We start from the raw sequence: 17,456 nt of genomic DNA on the forward strand, positions 1-17,456 counted from the left end.
TCAAATCGACACGATTCAGATTATCTACCTAGGAGACCCTGTTTAGGTAGTTTTTCAATCTGTGTACACCTATCACACTCCTAACTAAGGCTCGAATGGGAAGCCTTCCCCAAAGCACCTCAGTGCCCCTAAGTACCTACATACACAGATTGGCATTTGCTTAGGACCTAATAGCATGCCAAAAAAAAGTGAATCCCGTTATATTAAGAACATTAAGAGTGCTGCAAAAAAACTTAAAAGTGAACGAGGTATAACGCAGACTCAAGCTCTAGATAAAATTAGTCAAGATCATGGCTTTGAAAACTGGAGAGCATTCGGCGCTCACATTGTTGACAGTGAGCAAGCGAATAAGCCTCTTCCAGTGCCTCAATTAAGTCTTGAATTCGTGAACGATCCTGATGTTGAGTTTGATGAAAGTGACTTCGATGATCTTGAAGAAGACGAAAACAGGGAAATATCCACTCAGGCGAAAGAAATAGTTCTCAGTAATCTCCGAGCTCTAGCGAAAGCGGGAGTTGAGTTTTCTATTTTCGAGCCGACGGCAACGGGGTTAAAAAAATCCATTCTAGATGCCACTCAGCCTGTGCGAACCCACTTTGAGCTTGAAGGGTTTCACAACTATGAATTTCAAGGACAAGGGCCTGATCATAAAGTCATGAAAGTGGCGTACTTTGCCAATAATGATGACTTTAAAAAAACCACCATGAGCCTGTATCGCCCAAATACAAAGAAAGGCGATCCTAGAATGTGGTTCCGTGGTTTAGGAGAATTTGTTACAGCTGGAGACCAAATTGCAATTGTTATAGTTGATGGCTCAGCTTGCCTCATCAACCTATCAGTACATGATCTAAAGAAAGATTTAGATGATCATACTTCTCGGCTTTGTGAACTAATAAATCAGTACAATAAGAAAGAGAATGAGGTCTTTGACGAGCTGCTAGAGAAGCTTAAAGAGCTTGCCAAGAGCCCACTTGAAAACCTTAGAAAAGGGGATACAGGTGTTGGTTTCACAGTTGAAACACGCTTAGGAATCGAAGCCAACTCTAGTAAAGCTCCAGACTATCACGGGATCGAAATCAAATCTGGGCGCAGCCAAACACGTACAACTCTCTTTGCTCAGGTTCCTGATTGGACTCTTAGCAGTTGTAAGAAGAGTGCTGAGATCCTCGATAAATATGGTTATGCACGAGATGATGACTTTAAGCTTTATTGTACAGTCTCGACTACAAGGGAAAACACGCAAGGGCTTCGGTTTATTTATGATCAATCTAATGATCAAGTAATTGAAGTGCATTCGAGCGGCGAAGATGTAGCTGTTTGGACTGGCAAACAGCTACGAGAGCGGCTGAAAGAAAAACATAGTGAAACAGTCTGGATTCAAGCGGAAAGTGTTGAAATTAATGGCGTTGAGCATTTCCAATTACTTACCGCGATACACACAAAAGCCCCAATACTCAGCCAACTAATGCCTTTGATTCATGCTGGTATCATTACAATGGACCATCTAATAAAGCGTAGTGGAAAAACAGGCAGAGTGTCCGAGAAAGGCCCTTTATTTAAAATTAACAAAAAGGACCTCGACCTGCTGTTTCCTGAGCCTGTTAGCTATTCCTTAAAATAAGTAATTAGCTGACCTACATCGTTAGACTTAAACAGGTTATTTTTAGAAGTATCTTCATAAATCTATGGAGATACTTCATCCCCTTCATTCACTGCACAGTTAATAGCATATCTAGGGCTGTCTGGATCTTCCCTGCACTCTGGATTTTGATGCTTGACCCATAAAAAGTACTCTCCATCTTTCTTAAAGTCGTAAGATGTACAAAAATCATTTGGGGATGTGTTGTTAGTCATTCTTACTGGTAGATCTTCTGAATTAAAACCAAGCTTTAGCATTTCCATTATATGCTCCACAAGCCGTCGTTGAACGTAAATTAGACAATGGCACAGATGGTGACATAAGTGGGAAAATCAGGCTTCTTAGTTTAATTCTTTTAAATCAAGAGCTTTATGGCTATTCGGCGCTCAGATCCAAAATATTGAGTGATAAACCCGCTGTGTGAGCTAGGGGTGAACTCACCCCTTTCCCCGCATATAAATCTGTTCAAACTGTTCTGCAATAGAACGAGCATCGAACTCGGCTTCGCGTACAAGGTGGTCGAAGTGCTCTGTTAAGGCCTGCACTTGGCCGCGTTCGCGAAACACCATGTAGTAGCGGCCCACGTAGACCGCCGCTAGTAGGTGGCCGAATACTGTCACGGGTGATGAATAGACCTTTTTGCTATCAAATAGATAAACGCGCAGCGCTGGGTAGTTGTTACGGCAGTAGCTGATGAGGTGTTCAACCTGCTGCTCGCGCACTGTGCTGGGCAGTCCTTCCCAGTAACCTGTGCCTTCAAATAAGCTGGTAACGGCGTGCAAAGGGATGCAGATCTCGTAGTCAGAGCCGGGTGATTTTAGCCACTCGATGGTTTCTTGCATGGTGCTGCTGGCTTGCTCGGGTGTTTTATCGCGATAGGCTGCGTACTCGAAATGCAATACGTCATCGGTTTTGAGGATGTCGGGGAAGGTCGCAGGTACATGGCGAATTTTGTAGCCTGCCGCCGCTTTGTGCCATTCAAGCAGTTGGATATCGGATGGGGTTCTTTCGGCGTCGGTAATTTCGCAGGCGGTGAGTAGCAGGTCGGTGCTGGTTTCGCTGCGCTCCGATAGGCCCAGCAGCCAGTCGCAGCTCACGCCTAATGCTGCTGCACATTCGGCAGCTAGGTGGGCATTGGGTAGGCGTACGGCATCATCATTGAGGAGTTGTGCAATGGTCGAACGATCAACTTGGCACAACCTTGCTAGCTCGCTACGGCTGACGCCACTTTCACTAATCCGCTGCAAGAGGCGCTGGCGGAAGAGTTCTGCTCGGTCTTGTTTCTTCATCTGTTTACAGGCTCTGATTTTAGTCACCAGTGATGAATATTATCACCACTGTGGCTTTTTGTTTTCAAAGTTCAGACTTATCGCGGCCCTGTTGGCGGCGTTAAAATAGCAACCTGTTTGATATGACTGTCGTTCGTAAATAGGGAAACACGTTGGAAACGAAACTGCGCACCATTAGCAAAGCGATTAGCTGGCAGCTACTAGGATTATTCACCATGACAGCCATTAGCTATCTTTACACTGGCGAGCTACAGAGTGCGATGTCGTTAGCAGGTACGTCGATGCTGACCAGTTTTGTTTTCTACATTATGCACGAGCGGGTGTGGCAAAAGGTGCGGTGGGGGCGGGAGATGTTGCCATCAGCACAGCACGATAACGGTGCGGCTCGTTAGGCTCGCAGTAAAAGAGGCAGCGCAGCCTGAAGCTGCGCATGGGGTGCTATAGATTGGCGATGATATCGGCGTATTGCTCGTCGAATTCGCGGAAGGTGTTGTCGTTATGGTGGCAGCAGCGGACGCCGCCATTCTTGATGTTGTAGATCCAGCCATGAATCTCGATCTTACCGCTTGCCAACTTAGCCGCGACCGTGGGGTGGGTGCGGATATGTTGCACTTGCTGTAGCACGTTCTCTTCGATCGCTTCATTCAGATGCGCATGGCCAACACTGTGCCCGCATGGAATACCGTTACGTTCGCGGACAATCTCCATCGCGGAGCGGCAGTGGCTCAGCCACTCTTTCACATGGGGTAAGCCCTCGACTGCAGAGAGGTCCAATGCGCCCTTGATCGCGCCGCAGTCCGTATGTCCGCAGATAATAATGTGGCGCACACCTAACACCGCCACCGCATACTCAATCGAGGCGGTCATCCCCCCAGTTTGATTGCTGTGCGGCGGTACGATATTCCCCGCATTACGGCAGATAAATAGATCGCCCGGATCGGTGCCGGTGAGCAGGTTCGGGTCGATACGCGAGTCCGAGCAGGTGACAAATAGAATCTCTGGGCTTTGCCCGGTTGCGAGTGTGCCGAAGAGATCTTTGTTTTCTGGATATACGTTTTTGCGAAAATTCAGTACGCCTTTGACTATCTTTTCCATCATCTATCCCCACTGTCTATTGATGTAAACCGCGCACGTGTGAGGTACGCGGTTGGCGTGTTAGCCGATCTCCATAAGCACTTCACCCGGTGTTACGCGGTCGCCTTTGGCAACGTGGATCGCCTTCACGGTCCCGGCAATACTGGTGTGTAGTTCGGTTTCCATCTTCATCGCTTCGGCGACGAGTACAGCTTGGCCTGCAGTCACTTCGTCCCCCACGCTAACCAGTATCTCGAAGATATTACCCGGCATCGCGGTAGTGACATGGCCTGGCTCTGTGGCGCGCTTGCGCCCGCTGCTGCCTTCGGCGACAAACTCATTCAGCGGCTCAAAGACCACCTCTTCAGGCATACCATCCATCGAGAGGTAGATCTTACGTTTACCCGCGCCATGGTCGCCGATACCCGTTACTGCGATCTCGTAGGTCTCACCGTGCACATCGATCGTGAACTCAGAGGCGGTTGCATGGCCGAGCACACTACCAGCAGCAGCTTCTGCGGGTAGCAGCTCCTCTGGCTGGAGGGTGCCGTCAGCGCGTTGCTGCAAGAATTCACGGCCAAGGTCTGGGAACATGGCGTAGGTCAGTACGTCCTCTTCGCTCTGCGCCAGCGAGCTGATATCTTGACGCAGTTTATGTAGCTCTGGCTGTAACAGGTCAGCTGGGCGGCCCACATCGACGCTCTCATTACCAATCGCTTTCTTCTGGACCTCGGCATTTACCGGTGCGGGTGCTGCACCATAGCCACCTTGCAGGTAGCGTTTGACCTCGTTAGTGATGGTTTTATAGCGCTCCCCAGCAAGCACGTTATAAACCGCTTGAGTGCCCACAATTTGCGATGTTGGCGTCACCAGTGGCGGAAAGCCAAGGTCTTCACGTACCCGTGGGATCTCGGCAAAGACATCACGGATGCGGTCCAGCGCGTTCTGCTCTTTTAGCTGGTTCGCTAAGTTCGACATCATGCCGCCCGGTACTTGGTTGATCTGTACCGATACATCTTCGCGGGTGAACTCGCTCTCGAACTGGTGGTACTTTTTGCGCACATCGCGGAAGTAATCGGCGATCTCCGACAGCAGTTCAAGATCGAGCCCCGTGTCGTATTCGGTACCTTTCAGTGCAGCCACTTGTGATTCGGTAGCGGGGTGGCTGGTGCCGCCCGCAAACGAGGAGATCGCAGTATCGATACGGTCTGCACCGGCTTCAATCGCTTTGAGCTGGCACAGTTGCGCCAAGCCCGCTGTGGAATGGCTGTGCACGACAATCGGTAAGTCGAGCTCGGCTTTCAGCGCGCTCACCAGATCGTAGGTGGCGTATGGCGTTAATAAGCCCGCCATATCTTTGATCACGATGGAGTCCGAGCCCATATCACGCATCGCTTTGGCTTGTTGTACAAACAGCTCTGGCGTGTGCACGGGACTGGTGGTGTAACACAGCGTGCCCTGCGCATGTTTGCCCGCTTTCTTAACGGCTTTCATCGCCGTCTCTAGGTTGCGCACATCGTTTAGCGCATCAAAGACACGGAACACATCAATGCCGTTCTCGGCAGACTTTTGCACAAAGGCTTCCACTACGTCGTCTGCATAGTGGCGGTAGCCAAGTAAGTTTTGGCCGCGCAGTAGCATCTGTAGGCGGGTGTTGGGCAGTGCGGCACGGAGTTGGCGCAGGCGCTCCCACGGATCTTCCTTAAGAAAGCGTACGCAAGCGTCGAAGGTGGCGCCGCCCCAAACCTCTAGGGACCAAAATCCCACTTGGTCGAGCTTATCGCAAATGGGCAGCATATCTTCGGTGCGCATACGGGTTGCGATCAGCGATTGGTGCGCGTCGCGCAGCGTTACGTCGGTGATTTCAATCTTCTTTTGAGTGCTCATTGTCTGTTCTCCTGCAACCGTGCTGGCGGTTGGCTAATTCGGTTGCCTATCTTCACCAGCCCGTGTGGGCTGCAATCGCGGCGGCAATAGCTAGTGCCATCTCGCTGGGGTGTCGTTTTTCGGAGTATTCCATCAGCTCTGGGTGGCTCGGTACGAAGCTGGTATCAAATACCGCCCGCTCAAAATCGGGGTGGCTCAGAATCTGTTGGTAGTAGTTGGCGGTCGTTTTGATGCCATGTAAGCGCATATCATCCAGTGCGCGTTTGCCCCGTGCGACAACCTCGTCCCATGTCAGCGCCCATACCACAAGCTTCAAACACATCGAATCGTAGTAGGGGGGGATCTCGTAGCCGGTGTAGATGGCGGTATCAACACGCACGCCCGGCCCACCCGGCGCATAGTAGTGCGAAATTCGGCCAAAGCTGGGCAGGAAGTCATTCTTGGGGTCTTCCGCATTGATACGGAACTGCAACGCGAAACCGCGATAACTGATATCTTGCTGGCGGTAGCTCAGTGGCAAGCCCGAGGCGATGCGCAGCTGCTCGCGTACGATATCAACACCGGTGATCTGCTCAGTGATCGTGTGCTCCACCTGCACACGTGTGTTCATCTCCATAAAGTAGACTTCGTTGCCCGAGAGCAGAAACTCCACCGTACCGGCGTTTTCATAATCAACCGCCTGTGCCGCTTTTACCGCTAAACCGCCGATATACTGGCGTTGCTCTGGCGTAAGTTGCGGACTTGGGGCGATTTCGATCAGCTTTTGGTTGCGGCGCTGGATCGAACAGTCGCGCTCGTATAGATGGATCACATTGCCTTGGCTGTCTGCCAAAATCTGCACCTCGATATGGCGCGGATTAACAATGCACTTCTCCATAAACACTTCGGCAGAGCCAAAGGCTTTGGTAGCCTCTGAGATGACCCGCGGGTATTGCTGCTGCAGCTCTTGGGGTGTATCGCAACGGCGAATACCGCGCCCGCCACCACCTGAGGTGGCTTTGATCATAATGGGGTAACCGATCTGCTCGGCGAGCTCTAGCGCCTCATCAACATCCGCTAGGTTGCCATCAGAGCCGGGCGTGATGGGTACCCCAGCTGCACGCATTGAGTCACGGGCTTGGGTTTTATCGCCCATGCCACTAATCACAGAGGCTTTCGGGCCGATAAAGGTCACGCCTTGCTCTTCACATAAGCGCGCAAACTTTGCGTTTTCAGAGAGGAAACCATAACCGGGATGGATCGCGTCGCAGCCAGTTTCTAGGGCCAGATTCACGATACGATTCGGATCAAGATAGCCCTTAAGAGGGTCTTCGCCGAGCGAGTAGGCCTCGTCGGCGCGTTTAACGTGGAGCGCATAGCGGTCAGGCTCGGTGTAGATCGCAACGGAGCGAATGCCCATTTCGGCACAGGCGCGCACGATGCGTACAGCGATCTCACCGCGGTTAGCAATCAGTACTTTTTTTATCATGGGGTCTCCTCCGTCCTACGACGGCCTTACCATCAGTGTGTTTTTATCCTAGTACGCCACTCGGGTATGCAGAAATTGATATTTCTTTGTTTATCTATAAGTTATTGGTTATAGATAAATGCTAAAGGTATTATCCCCATGCCACTTTCTGTACAACAAATAACCAGTCGCATGACGTTTCGCCAGTTGCAGGTGTTTAAAGCGGTCTATCAGTTGCAAAGTTACAGTAAAGCGGGGGAGCTACTGGGCTTGACGCAACCGGCAGTGAGTAGCCAGATGCGCCAGTTAGAGAGCGCGTTGAACCAACCGCTATTTGAGTATGTGGGGCGGCGGCTATTTTGCACCGCTGCTGGTGAGCGTTTGGCGCTGAGTATCAACGCTATCTTCACTGAGCTTAGCAACCTACAAACCGATCTAGCCGCACTTAAAGGGCAGGTTGCAGGGGACCTGCGCTTGGTGGCGGTAAACACCGCGCAATATGTGGTGCCCTATCTGCTGCGGGCGTTTCTGGATCTGCATCCGCAGATTAGCGTGAGTGTCTCGGTGGTGAACCGTGCTGCGGCGTTGCAGCGCTTGAATGATAACCACGACGATCTGGTCATTATGGGAATGGTGCCGGCTGATAAACCCTTGGCCTCACTACCATTTTTGAATAATGAGCTGGTACCGGTGGTGCCCGCTGGGCACCCGCTGTTAAAAAAGGCCCAGGTTAGTGCACAGGACTTTTTAGATAGCGAGTTGCTGATTCGAGAGCCGGGTTCTGGTAGCCGCTTGGCACTAGAGCAGTACTGCCAGCAGCAGCGTTTAAACCTGCAAGTTACCATGGAGCTTGGTTCCAACGATGTCGTTAAGCAGGCGGTGATCGCAGGGCTAGGTGTTGCTGTGCTGCCGAAGATCAGCATCCTTTCTGAGCTGGCGCTAGGCAAATTACATATCGTCCCCCTCGAGGGGTTTCCGCTGCGCCGAAGCTGGTGCGTTGTGCACCCGCAGGCTAAGCATCCAACGCCAGCGATGCAGGCATTTCTGGATTATGTGCAGCAGAATATCCGCCAGCTTGAGCAGGTTGTTGCGAATGCTGCGAGCTAGATGAGTGCTCCTATTGTTATTTTAGAGACGATCAGTCTATAATTAAATTATGACCTCATTCACGCCAGCACCCAAAAAACGTGGCCGACCACCCAAACGCCACCAAGATAACGTGGAAACACGCCAGCTACTGCTGCACGCAGGGCTGGAGCTATTGACGGAGCGGGGCTTTGCGGCCACGGGCTTAGAGGCCATCTTAAAGCGTGTGCAGGTGCCAAAAGGCTCTTTTTATCACTACTTTGATAGCAAAGAGGCGTTTGGCTTAGCGTTGATCGACCACTATGCGCATTACTTTTTGCGCAAGCTAGAGAGCCATCTCAATAACAGGGAGCTAGCGCCACTAGCGCGTATTTCGGCTTTTGTGAATGATGCGCAAACCGGCATGGCTCGGCATGATTTCAAGCGCGGCTGCTTGATCGGCAACCTAGGGCAAGAGATGGGAGCGTTACCAGAGAGCTTTCGGAGCCGCTTAATCGATGTATTTGAGCAGTGGCAAGCCGCACTTGCTGACTGTTTGCGTGCTGCGGTGGCCGAGCAAGCGCTTGCAGCAGATACCGACTGCGACCAATTTGCCCACCTCTTTTGGGTCGGTTGGGAGGGCGCAGTCTTACGTGCCAAGCTAGAGCAAAGCGGTGCGCCGTTACAGCTCTATCATGACTATTTTTTACGTAGCTTACCCCGGTAAGCTTTTTATTTATCAATTTAAAGACGACCGGTCTATAAATGGGAGGCGATGTTATGTTCAAGGCAGTTAAGATCGAAAAAGATGATGCGGGTTACCGCGCAGAATATGCAGATGTAACGCAAGAACAGCTACCTGAGGGCGACGTCACCGTGCGGATCAGCCACTCGACGCTGAACTACAAAGATGGACTGGCAATTACCGGAAAAAGCCCGGTGGTACGTCATTTCCCAATGGTGCCAGGGATCGACTTTGCGGGTGAAGTGACAGAATCTTCCCACCCCGATTACCAAGCTGGTGACTGGGTTGTTCTAAACGGCTGGGGTGTGGGCGAAAAGCACTGGGGCGGCTTGGCGCAGTATGCGCGTGTCAGTGGTGATTGGCTGGTGCCGTTACCAGAGGCGTTTAGCTCCCGCCAAGCGATGGCGATCGGGACGGCAGGCTACACGGCAATGCTGTGTGTTATGAAACTTGCATCACTCGGCGTAACACCAGAGAAAGGTGAAGTGCTAGTAACGGGCGCTGCGGGCGGTGTGGGCAGTGTTGCTATCGCTCTGTTGGCGCAACGTGGTTATGACGTGGTTGCGGTATCGGGCCGCCCCGAAAACACCGATTACTTGCTATCGCTTGGTGCCAAAGAGGTGGTTGGTCGCGAACTATTTTCTGAGCCTGGCAAGCCGCTCGGCAAAGAGCGCTGGGCCGGTGCAGTGGATGTAGTGGGTGGTCACACGCTTGCCAACGTTTGTGCTACCACCAAATATGGCGGCGCAGTGGCAGCCTGCGGTTTGGCCGGTGGTATGGAGCTACCTGCAACGGTGGCTCCCTTTATTCTGCGCGGCGTGACGCTGGCTGGTGTGGACAGCGTTATGTGCCCGAAAGCTGAGCGCCTACAGGCGTGGCAACTGCTGGCTAACGAACTAGATGCTGACAAGCTCGAGTCGATCTGTGAAGAGATCGGCCTGAGTGAGGTGGTGCCCTATGGCGAAGCCTTCCTTAAAGGCGAAGTAAAAGGCCGTCTTGTGGTTGATGTAAACCGCTAACGATAGCTTACCTGCCGCGCCCCGTTACTCGGGGCGCACATGAGTTGAAAAATTCCTCCTCGCCCCTATCTATCCTCTGCATAACATGAAAGGAACCAGAACGCCGGTTCGCTAGTCGGATAAGCGGTGTAGTGACCGCAGACTCAGCCGGTCTTGATGTTTTTGGCGAGAGGGAGAGTGCATGAGCACAGCAGCGAGTGATAACCAGCAACGATTTAGTGCGCTCAAAGCGCAGCTTGAGGCTTCTGTTGTTGGCCAAAGTGCCTTAGTAGAAGATCTACTCATCGCGCTGTTAACCGATGGGCATGTCTTACTTGAGGGCCCACCGGGGCTTGCAAAAACCCGTACCATCCAAGCACTAAGCACACTGCTTGAAGGGGTATATCACCGGGCCCAGTTCACACCTGACCTATTACCGAGTGACCTGACGGGAACCGAGATCTTTAACACCCAACAAGGCGTGTTTGAGTTTCGCCAAGGGCCGCTGTTTGGCAATATCATCCTTGCCGACGAGATCAACCGTGCGCCAGCGAAGGTGCAATCTGCACTGCTGGAAGCGATGGCGGAGCGCCAGATCACAGTGGCCGGCACCACCTATCCTTTACCGCGTTTCTTTATGGTGTTGGCGACGCAAAACCCCCTTGAGCAAGAGGGTACCTATCCATTACCTGAGGCTCAGCTCGACCGCTTTATGCTGCATATTCGGGTGGATTATCCGCAGTTTGAGCAGGAGAAAGCGATTTTGCAGCTGGTGCGTGGAGAGCACACCCAAGCACTGGCGGGGGAAACACCGGCTACGCAGACGGCAGTGACCGAAGCACAGCTATTTGCTGCCCGCCAAGAGGTGATGCAAACCCATCTGGCGGAGCCGCTCGAGGATTATATTGTGGCGCTGATTATGGCAACGCGCCAGCCTGAGGCTTATGGTCAAGAGCTGCGTGACACCCTGACCTTTGGCGCCAGCCCACGGGCGACCATTGCGCTCGACCGCGCTGTGCGTGCTAAAGCGTGGTTACAGGGGCGTGATTTTGTCACCCCTGATGATATCCAAGCCATCGCACCCAGTATTCTGCGCCACCGCATCGGCCTGAGCTATATGGCGGAGGCCAACGGTATGGACAAAGACCGCTTTATCCAAACGCTGCTGGAGCGCGTGCCGGTGCCTTAAGGAGGTTGACGATGTTAGCTGAATCAACCACACGGCCGACCCCCAAGCAGCGCCACCAAATCTCGCTGGAAGAGTTGCTCAGCTTGCGCCACTGGCCGCCCGCACGGGGTGGCCGGCGCGAGCGGATGGCGATTCGTGATGGCCATCACTTGAGCCATATTCGTGGCCGCGGTATGGAGTATGACGATGTGCGCCAGTACCAGCCGGGTGACGATATTCGCCATCTCGATTGGCATTTGATGGCGCGTACCGGCGAAGCCTACACCAAGCTGTTCCGTGAAGAGCGAGAGCGGCCTGTGTTTGTCATAACAGACCTGCGCCCCACCATGCAGTTCGCAACCCGAGGGCACTTTAAAGCGGTACTCGCCAGCTACGCCGCCAGCATGGTGGTGTGGAATACCCTTGCCCAAGGTGATCGTGTGGGTGCGCATCTGTTGGGAGCTGATGACGATCTGCTGTTCAAGCCAACCAACGCCCGCCAGCGGGTGATGGGATTGATGGCAGAGCTCGCCGAACGCCACTATCAGCCAAATAGCGAACGTGTGCAGCCTATCTCGTTAGCGGCTGCATTGAGTAAAGCGGAGCGCTACCTCAGTAGCGGCACTCTGGTTTACCTATTCAGTGATTTCCACGATGTAGATGCGGCTGCCCAGCAGCACCTCATGCGCTTAGCCAAACGCTGTGAGCTGAAACTGGTGCTGATCTCTGATCCTTTAGAGGAGCAGTTGCCCAAGGGGCGGCGCTATCGCTTTATTGGCCGTGATAAAGAGGTCTCCATCGCCGCAGGCGCTACCCAGCAAGATCAGTATCAACAGCAGTTTGCGCAGCGTATCGCCGTGTTAGAGCAGTTACATCAGCTACGTGGTGTTGAGTTCGCCCATTGGCGCAGCGCTGCGCACCCGCTGTTTGAGTGTGCAGGGGGTGATCATGAACACGCCTGATCTTTCCAAGCTCAATCTCAAACCGCTACATCTGCCCGAACCCGTCGGCTGGTGGCCATTGGCGCCCGGCTGGTGGGTGTTACTGGCGGCCCTGTTGGTTGCAGCTGTGTTATGGATGATGTGGTTAAGGCGTGATCGCTCATCTGCAGCGCCCGCACCGCGACAACTGGCCCTGACGCAATGGCAGCAGATATGCGAGCAGTACGCGCAGCAAGATGCAGCAGAGCAGAACGCCCAATGGCTTGTGGTACAAGCCAATCAACTACTCAAACGCGTGGCGCTAGCCTACGAGGGCGACCATGTGGCTCGGTTATCAGGTACCGCTTGGTACCGCTACCTTGAGCAGCGCGCCAACGGCGCTTTCGCAACGAAACCTCTTGAGGTGTTGGTGAGCGGGCCCTATCGCGCCGCGGATGCACCATTAGACGACAACTTTATTCCCGCTGTGACCCAGTGGCTAGCGCAAGCCCAGCTGAACTCGGCACATATCAGCCATGCCAATATCGGAGGTAAAGATGTTTGAATTTGCCTGGCTTTGGGCGTTTGCGCTGCTGCCACTACCTTGGTTAGTACGCCGTTTTGCCCCAGCGGCAAAGGTTGAGCAGCAAGCAGGTTTACAGGTGCCGTTTATCGATAATCTGGCTGCGGTTGCGGCGCAATCTGCCAGTAGCCGCACTTTAAGCGAGCGCGGGCCGCTGTTGCTTGGTGGGCTGGTGTGGGCGTGTTTAGTGACGGCCGTGGCCAAGCCGCAATGGCTGGGAGAGCCGATTCCACAACCGTTGAGCGGTCGCGACATCATGCTGGCCGTTGATTTATCTGAAAGTATGTTAGAGAGCGATTTTGTGATCGACCGGCAGCGGGTAGACCGGCTCACCGCGACCAAAGTGGTGGCGGGTGACTTTATTGAGCGCCGCGAGGGTGATCGAGTCGGGCTATTGCTGTTTGCAGATCAGGCTTATCTCCAAGCGCCGCTCACTCGTGATCGTGCCACGGTGCGCCAACTACTGGATGAGGCGCAGGTGGGGCTTGCGGGGCGGGCGACTGCGATTGGCGATGTGATAGGTCTTGCGGTAAAGCGCTTTAAAACCCTGCAAAGTAGCCAGCGCATATTGGTGCTGATGACCGATGGAGAGAATACGGCAGGTGCTTTGGCACCGGAGGCTGCCATCGAGCTGGCGCAAGCCGAAGGGCTAACCATCTACACCGTGGGTATTGGCCGTGACAGCGGCGGCATCAGCTTTATGGGGCTATCGGTCGGCGGTGGCAGCAGTATCGATGAAGCGCTGCTAACGCAGATCGCCCAACAAACGGGAGGGCGTTATTTCCGTGCTCAAGATTTAGATCAGTTGGTGGAAATTTATGCGCTATTGGATGAACTAGAGCCGGTTGAGCAAGATGCGGATTTCTTCCGCCCCGTTAGCAGCCTTTACCAATGGCCGCTCGGTTTCGGTGTGCTGCTCTTAGCGATCTTACTGGTTTGGCAGCGACAGCGAGGAGGCATTTAGTGGCCCAGTTTCATCTGTTGCAGCCGTTGTGGCTACTGATTATTCCGCTGCTCGTGGGGCTTAGCTATATCGTCTGTGCTCAATCGCGTAGCGCTAAACACTGGTCAATGGTCTGTGATCCTGAACTACTGCCTTTGTTGGTGGTTGAACAGCGCTCGCGCCAATGGGGGCGTTTTGTGCTGCTGTCGATTGTCAGTGTACTGCTCGGTGTTGCGCTGGCTCAGCCGGTTTGGCAGCAACAGCCGCAACCGGCGTACCAGCAAGAGGATGCGTTAGTCATTGCGCTCGATCTATCGGCATCGATGGCGGCACAAGATCTCAAGCCCAGCCGCCTTGAGCGAGCGCGCTTTAAAATCCGCGACTTGCTGGCGAAGCAGCGGGATGGGCAGGTGGCGCTACTGGTTTATGCGGCTGATGCGTTTGTGGTGACACCGCTAACGCAAGATGCTGCCACCATTGATGCACAGCTTGCCGCTATGTCGCCGGATATTATGCCGCGCCAAGGGAGCCGTGCGGACAGAGCGCTGCAGTTGGCTGAAAGCCTATTGCAACAAGCTGGTATTCAAGCGGCCAATATCCTGTTGGTGACTGATGAAATTCATCCGGCACAGGTGGCGGCAGAGAGTGTGCGCTTAAAACAGGCCGGACATCAGGTATCTCTGTTGGGCGTTGGTACAGCGCAAGGCGCAAATATCCCGACCGCATCGGGCGTATTGATGCATAACGGCACCGCGGTTGTGGCGAAGCTCGTGATGAGTGACCTGCAAGAGGTGGCCTCATTGGGTGGCGGGCGCGCTGTGCTGATCGGCCCAAGTGATGCGGACCTTGATTACCTGATGAGCGGTTTTTTGCGTGGGGGTGATGTGGTTGCTGCGCCGTCTCAAGTAGTCGATGAGTGGGTGGCCGAAGGCCCTTGGTTGGTGCTGCTCGCGTTGCCGTTCTTGCTACCGTTGTTTCGCCGTGGCGCGCTGAGCCTGCTGCTTCCAGCGATCTTTGTGGGGGCTTTAACCTCTAGCCATTCAGTGCATGCCAATGAGACTTCATGGTGGCAAACGGCCGATCAACGCGGTGCTGCAGCACTGAGTGAGGGGGATGCCGCGCGCGCCGCCGCGCTATTTACTGACCCCCATTGGAAGCAAATTGCTGAGGCACGTAACGGTGATTTGGCTGCTGCGTTGGAGGCGCTGCCTCACCCAGAGAGCGCGGACGATTGGTACAACCGCGGTAATCTTTTGGCGCAAAGTGGCGCACTTGAGGAGGCGTTGTCGGCTTATGACCAAGCGCTAGAGATCGCTCCCGAGATGGCGGATGCCAAACATAATCGTGCGCAGGTCAAGCAGTTACTTGAGGAGCAAACCCGTGCTGAAAATGGCTCGCAATCTAATCAAGAGCAGGGCGATCAAGCGCAAAGCGATAGCTCCGAAAACAGCGACGCGCAAGACAGCGACGATCAAAACGGCGAAACTCAAGGTGATGAGTCGCCAGCAGGCGAGAGCAACCAAACGGAATCAGATGCCAACGATGCCGCAGGGCAAAGCCAATCGAATGAGCAGCAAGGTGGGCAAGATAGCTCGACTCCTGCAGGTACTGGAGAGCCGCAAGCATCAGCGGGTGATCAAGCGCAGGAAGGTAAGGATCAACAACAGCTACAAGAGGCCTTTAAGCAGGCGCTAGATGAGCGCCAAGCACAGGGGGAAGACGCGACGGCGGTTGAAAGCACGGCAGCCACAGCACCACCAAGCGAAGCTGAGCAGGCCCGCCAGCAGTTGTTAAATCGTATCGAGGATGATCCCGCCGGACTTTGGCGGCGAAAATTCCGCTACCAATATCAGCGTGATGCGGCAGCGGAGCAGGAGAGTAAACCATGGTAAAAGCGTTCCAAGCATGGGTGATGTTCAGCCTGCTACTAGCAGGAGTACCGGCGAGTGCGCAGCTGGATGCGTTATTAGAGCGCGGCGCTATCGAAGAGGGCGATGTGGTCCGTTTACAGATCACCAGCACCGAGGGCGAGCTTGATCAGCTTGACCTGAGTCCATTGGAGAAAGATTTTACGGTGGTATCGCAAAGCCGGATGAGCAGCACATCGCTTGTAAACGGTTCACTGACCCGTAGCGAGCAACTTATGTTGGGTCTTCAGCCCAAACATTCCGGTGATCTGGTTATTCCACCATTAACGTTGGCTGGCGAGACCACCCAAAGCTTAGCGTTGAAGGTGTTGCCGGCTCAGCAACTCACATTGGAGCAGGGCGGTGTTGAACTGTTAGTGACAGCATCTAGCCTATCGCCGAAGGTGCAGCAACCGGTGATCTATCGTATGACGCTGTTTATCGGCCAGCAGCTGTATAACGCTTCATTAGAGCCGCCCGCGATCATTTCAGGCGATGCCTTGATGGAACCGCTCGGTGAGCAGCAACAGTACCAACAGCAGCTAAAAGGGCGAAATGTGACTGTTGTAGAGCAAATTTGGGCCATTACACCGCAAAAAAGTGGCACATTGGTTATAAAACCACCACGGTTGATGGCACAGGTGCCAGCGCAAAATCGGCGTGTGAAGCGCATCTCGGCGGTAGGGGACCAACTGACATTAACGGTAGGAGCGGTGCCTGCTGCATTTAAGGGGCCGAGCTGGCTGCCCGCTGAGCAGGTCACGATGACCGAGCAGTGGAGCAGCGAGGCATTACGTGCCGGTGAGCCGGTAACTCGCACCATAACATTGCGGGTGGAAGGTATAGGTAAAGAACAGTTACCGCCGTTAACCTTGCCCGAAGGTGAGGGGATCAAGCAGTATGCCGCGGCCCCGGAGATTGATGAGCAGTTTAACGGTGATACCTTGATCACAACGCTGACCCAAGCGGTAACGTTGATTCCAGAGCGTGCCGGTAAAGTAACACTGCCTGCGGTGCGGCTGCCTTGGTGGTCCATCGTTGATAACCAGCAGCAAAGCGCGGAACTGGCAGCCCGAACACTCACCGTTGCTGCGGGCGTCACGCCGAGCACGCCGCAGGTATTGCCTGAGCCGCAACCCCGTATAGCCCCGCCCGCAGAGCCTGCCGCTCCCGTTGTGGCTGTTGATAGTGATAGCGGTATCGCACCTTGGTTGTGGGGTATCGCAGGGTTGCTAGTGGGCGGATTACTGGGCTGGTACGTGCCCCGGCGCCAGCGGCCTAAACCATCCATACCGCCGGCTCGCCCCAGTGTTGATATCGCCACATTGCAGCAGCGTTTTCAGCAAGCGTGTCTTGCTAACGATGCATCTGCGGCGCGTGCGGCGCTATTGCAATGGGCCGGTGCCGTCGATCCAAACTATCAAACGCTAACGCAGATTATCGACGCGGTGCCCGCGGCGCGTGAGCCACTCATTGAACTTGATCAGGCGCTTTATGCCGCGCCAACGAAAACCCCTTGGCAAGGTGCTGACTTGGGACTGATTTTCCGAAGCGTCACGTTTGAAAAAAAACCTTCCCCCTCCCTTGATAAAGGTCAACTCCGGCCGCTATATCCCCATCAAGTATAAGGATTAGATCTATTAATATTTGGTCTGATTTTGCTACCACTTGCGCTATTTGCAGCTATGTTGAAGAGGCGGATAGGTAAAGTGCTGTTACTGTCTATCACAATGGCCGGGTTATCCGGCCTTTTGTGTATTTGGATGCTCGATGTCGAAACATCTGTTTGAA

General features: G+C 53.7%; 16 protein-coding genes. 11 read left to right on the forward strand and 5 right to left on the reverse strand.

Annotated elements, in window-relative coordinates:
- Positions 1-175 precede the first annotated feature (175 nt).
- Entirely contained in the window at positions 176-1,621 is a 1,446-nt protein-coding gene (locus tag EOE65_RS14090; protein ID WP_127694966.1) for an MvaI/BcnI family restriction endonuclease, read from the forward strand.
- 62 nt (positions 1,622-1,683) lie between these two features.
- Here EOE65_RS14090 and EOE65_RS14095 read toward each other — a convergent pair whose 3' ends face one another.
- Complete coding sequence (locus EOE65_RS14095) at positions 1,684-1,902, reverse strand: hypothetical protein (RefSeq protein ID WP_206052694.1); 219 nt, start codon at positions 1,900-1,902, stop codon at positions 1,684-1,686.
- Positions 1,903-2,076: 174 nt separating this feature from the next.
- Complete coding sequence (locus EOE65_RS14100; protein ID WP_127694967.1) at positions 2,077-2,928, reverse strand: helix-turn-helix domain-containing protein; 852 nt, start codon at positions 2,926-2,928, stop codon at positions 2,077-2,079.
- 152 nt (positions 2,929-3,080) lie between these two features.
- On the opposite strand from EOE65_RS14100, the gene EOE65_RS14105 reads away from it, so the two are divergent.
- Entirely contained in the window at positions 3,081-3,320 is a 240-nt protein-coding gene (locus EOE65_RS14105) for a DUF2061 domain-containing protein (RefSeq protein ID WP_127694968.1), read from the forward strand.
- A 46-nt stretch (positions 3,321-3,366) separates the two neighbouring features.
- Here EOE65_RS14105 and EOE65_RS14110 read toward each other — a convergent pair whose 3' ends face one another.
- From EOE65_RS14110 to EOE65_RS14120, 3 genes are read right to left on the reverse strand one after another with little or no spacing between them, the layout of a single operon-like run.
- Positions 3,367-4,023, reverse strand: a complete 657-nt coding sequence (locus tag EOE65_RS14110) for a carbonic anhydrase (RefSeq protein WP_127694969.1) — start codon at positions 4,021-4,023, stop codon at positions 3,367-3,369.
- A gap of 60 nt (positions 4,024-4,083) precedes the next feature.
- Complete coding sequence (oadA, locus tag EOE65_RS14115) at positions 4,084-5,889, reverse strand: sodium-extruding oxaloacetate decarboxylase subunit alpha (protein WP_127694970.1); 1,806 nt, start codon at positions 5,887-5,889, stop codon at positions 4,084-4,086.
- Between the two features lie 52 nt (positions 5,890-5,941).
- Entirely contained in the window at positions 5,942-7,357 is a 1,416-nt protein-coding gene (locus EOE65_RS14120; RefSeq protein ID WP_127694971.1) for an acetyl-CoA carboxylase biotin carboxylase subunit, read from the reverse strand.
- Between the two features lie 138 nt (positions 7,358-7,495).
- Between EOE65_RS14120 and EOE65_RS14125 the strand changes: the two genes are divergently transcribed.
- The 9 genes from EOE65_RS14125 (at position 7,496) to EOE65_RS14165 (ending at position 17,293) form a co-directional block, all read left to right on the forward strand.
- Entirely contained in the window at positions 7,496-8,443 is a 948-nt protein-coding gene (locus tag EOE65_RS14125; RefSeq protein WP_127694972.1) for a LysR family transcriptional regulator, read from the forward strand.
- A gap of 49 nt (positions 8,444-8,492) precedes the next feature.
- A complete protein-coding gene (gene acuR / locus EOE65_RS14130) occupies positions 8,493-9,128 on the forward strand; it encodes an acrylate utilization transcriptional regulator AcuR (RefSeq protein ID WP_127694973.1) in 636 nt (211 codons plus the stop codon).
- Positions 9,129-9,181: 53 nt separating this feature from the next.
- Positions 9,182-10,165, forward strand: coding sequence for an acrylyl-CoA reductase (NADPH) (acuI, locus tag EOE65_RS14135; RefSeq protein WP_127694974.1), 984 nt, complete (start codon positions 9,182-9,184; stop codon positions 10,163-10,165).
- Positions 10,166-10,346: 181 nt separating this feature from the next.
- Positions 10,347-11,333, forward strand: a complete 987-nt coding sequence (locus EOE65_RS14140) for an AAA family ATPase (RefSeq protein ID WP_127694975.1) — start codon at positions 10,347-10,349, stop codon at positions 11,331-11,333.
- A gap of 11 nt (positions 11,334-11,344) precedes the next feature.
- Positions 11,345-12,274 (forward strand): DUF58 domain-containing protein, encoded by a 930-nt coding sequence (locus EOE65_RS14145; RefSeq protein WP_127694976.1) that lies wholly within the window; start codon positions 11,345-11,347, stop codon positions 12,272-12,274.
- The gene (locus EOE65_RS14150) at positions 12,261-12,797 is read left to right on the forward strand and encodes a DUF4381 domain-containing protein (RefSeq protein WP_127694977.1); all 537 of its coding nucleotides are present in this window, start codon (positions 12,261-12,263) and stop codon (positions 12,795-12,797) included. The genes EOE65_RS14145 and EOE65_RS14150 overlap by 14 nt, the downstream gene beginning before the upstream one ends.
- Positions 12,790-13,779, forward strand: a complete 990-nt coding sequence (locus EOE65_RS14155; protein ID WP_127694978.1) for a vWA domain-containing protein — start codon at positions 12,790-12,792, stop codon at positions 13,777-13,779. The genes EOE65_RS14150 and EOE65_RS14155 overlap by 8 nt, the downstream gene beginning before the upstream one ends.
- Positions 13,779-15,650: a VWA domain-containing protein gene (locus tag EOE65_RS14160; protein WP_164847119.1), complete on the forward strand. Its 1,872-nt coding sequence runs from the start codon at positions 13,779-13,781 to the stop codon at positions 15,648-15,650. Before EOE65_RS14155 ends, EOE65_RS14160 begins: the two co-directional genes overlap by 1 nt.
- On the forward strand, positions 15,644-17,293 hold the full coding sequence (locus EOE65_RS14165; protein WP_127694980.1) for a BatD family protein: 1,650 nt from the start codon (positions 15,644-15,646) through the stop codon (positions 17,291-17,293). Before EOE65_RS14160 ends, EOE65_RS14165 begins: the two co-directional genes overlap by 7 nt.
- Positions 17,294-17,456 lie beyond the last annotated feature (163 nt).

The organism is Neptunomonas marina (assembly GCF_004005935.1).
Taxonomy (GTDB): Bacteria; Pseudomonadota; Gammaproteobacteria; order Pseudomonadales; family Balneatricaceae; genus Neptunomonas; species Neptunomonas marina.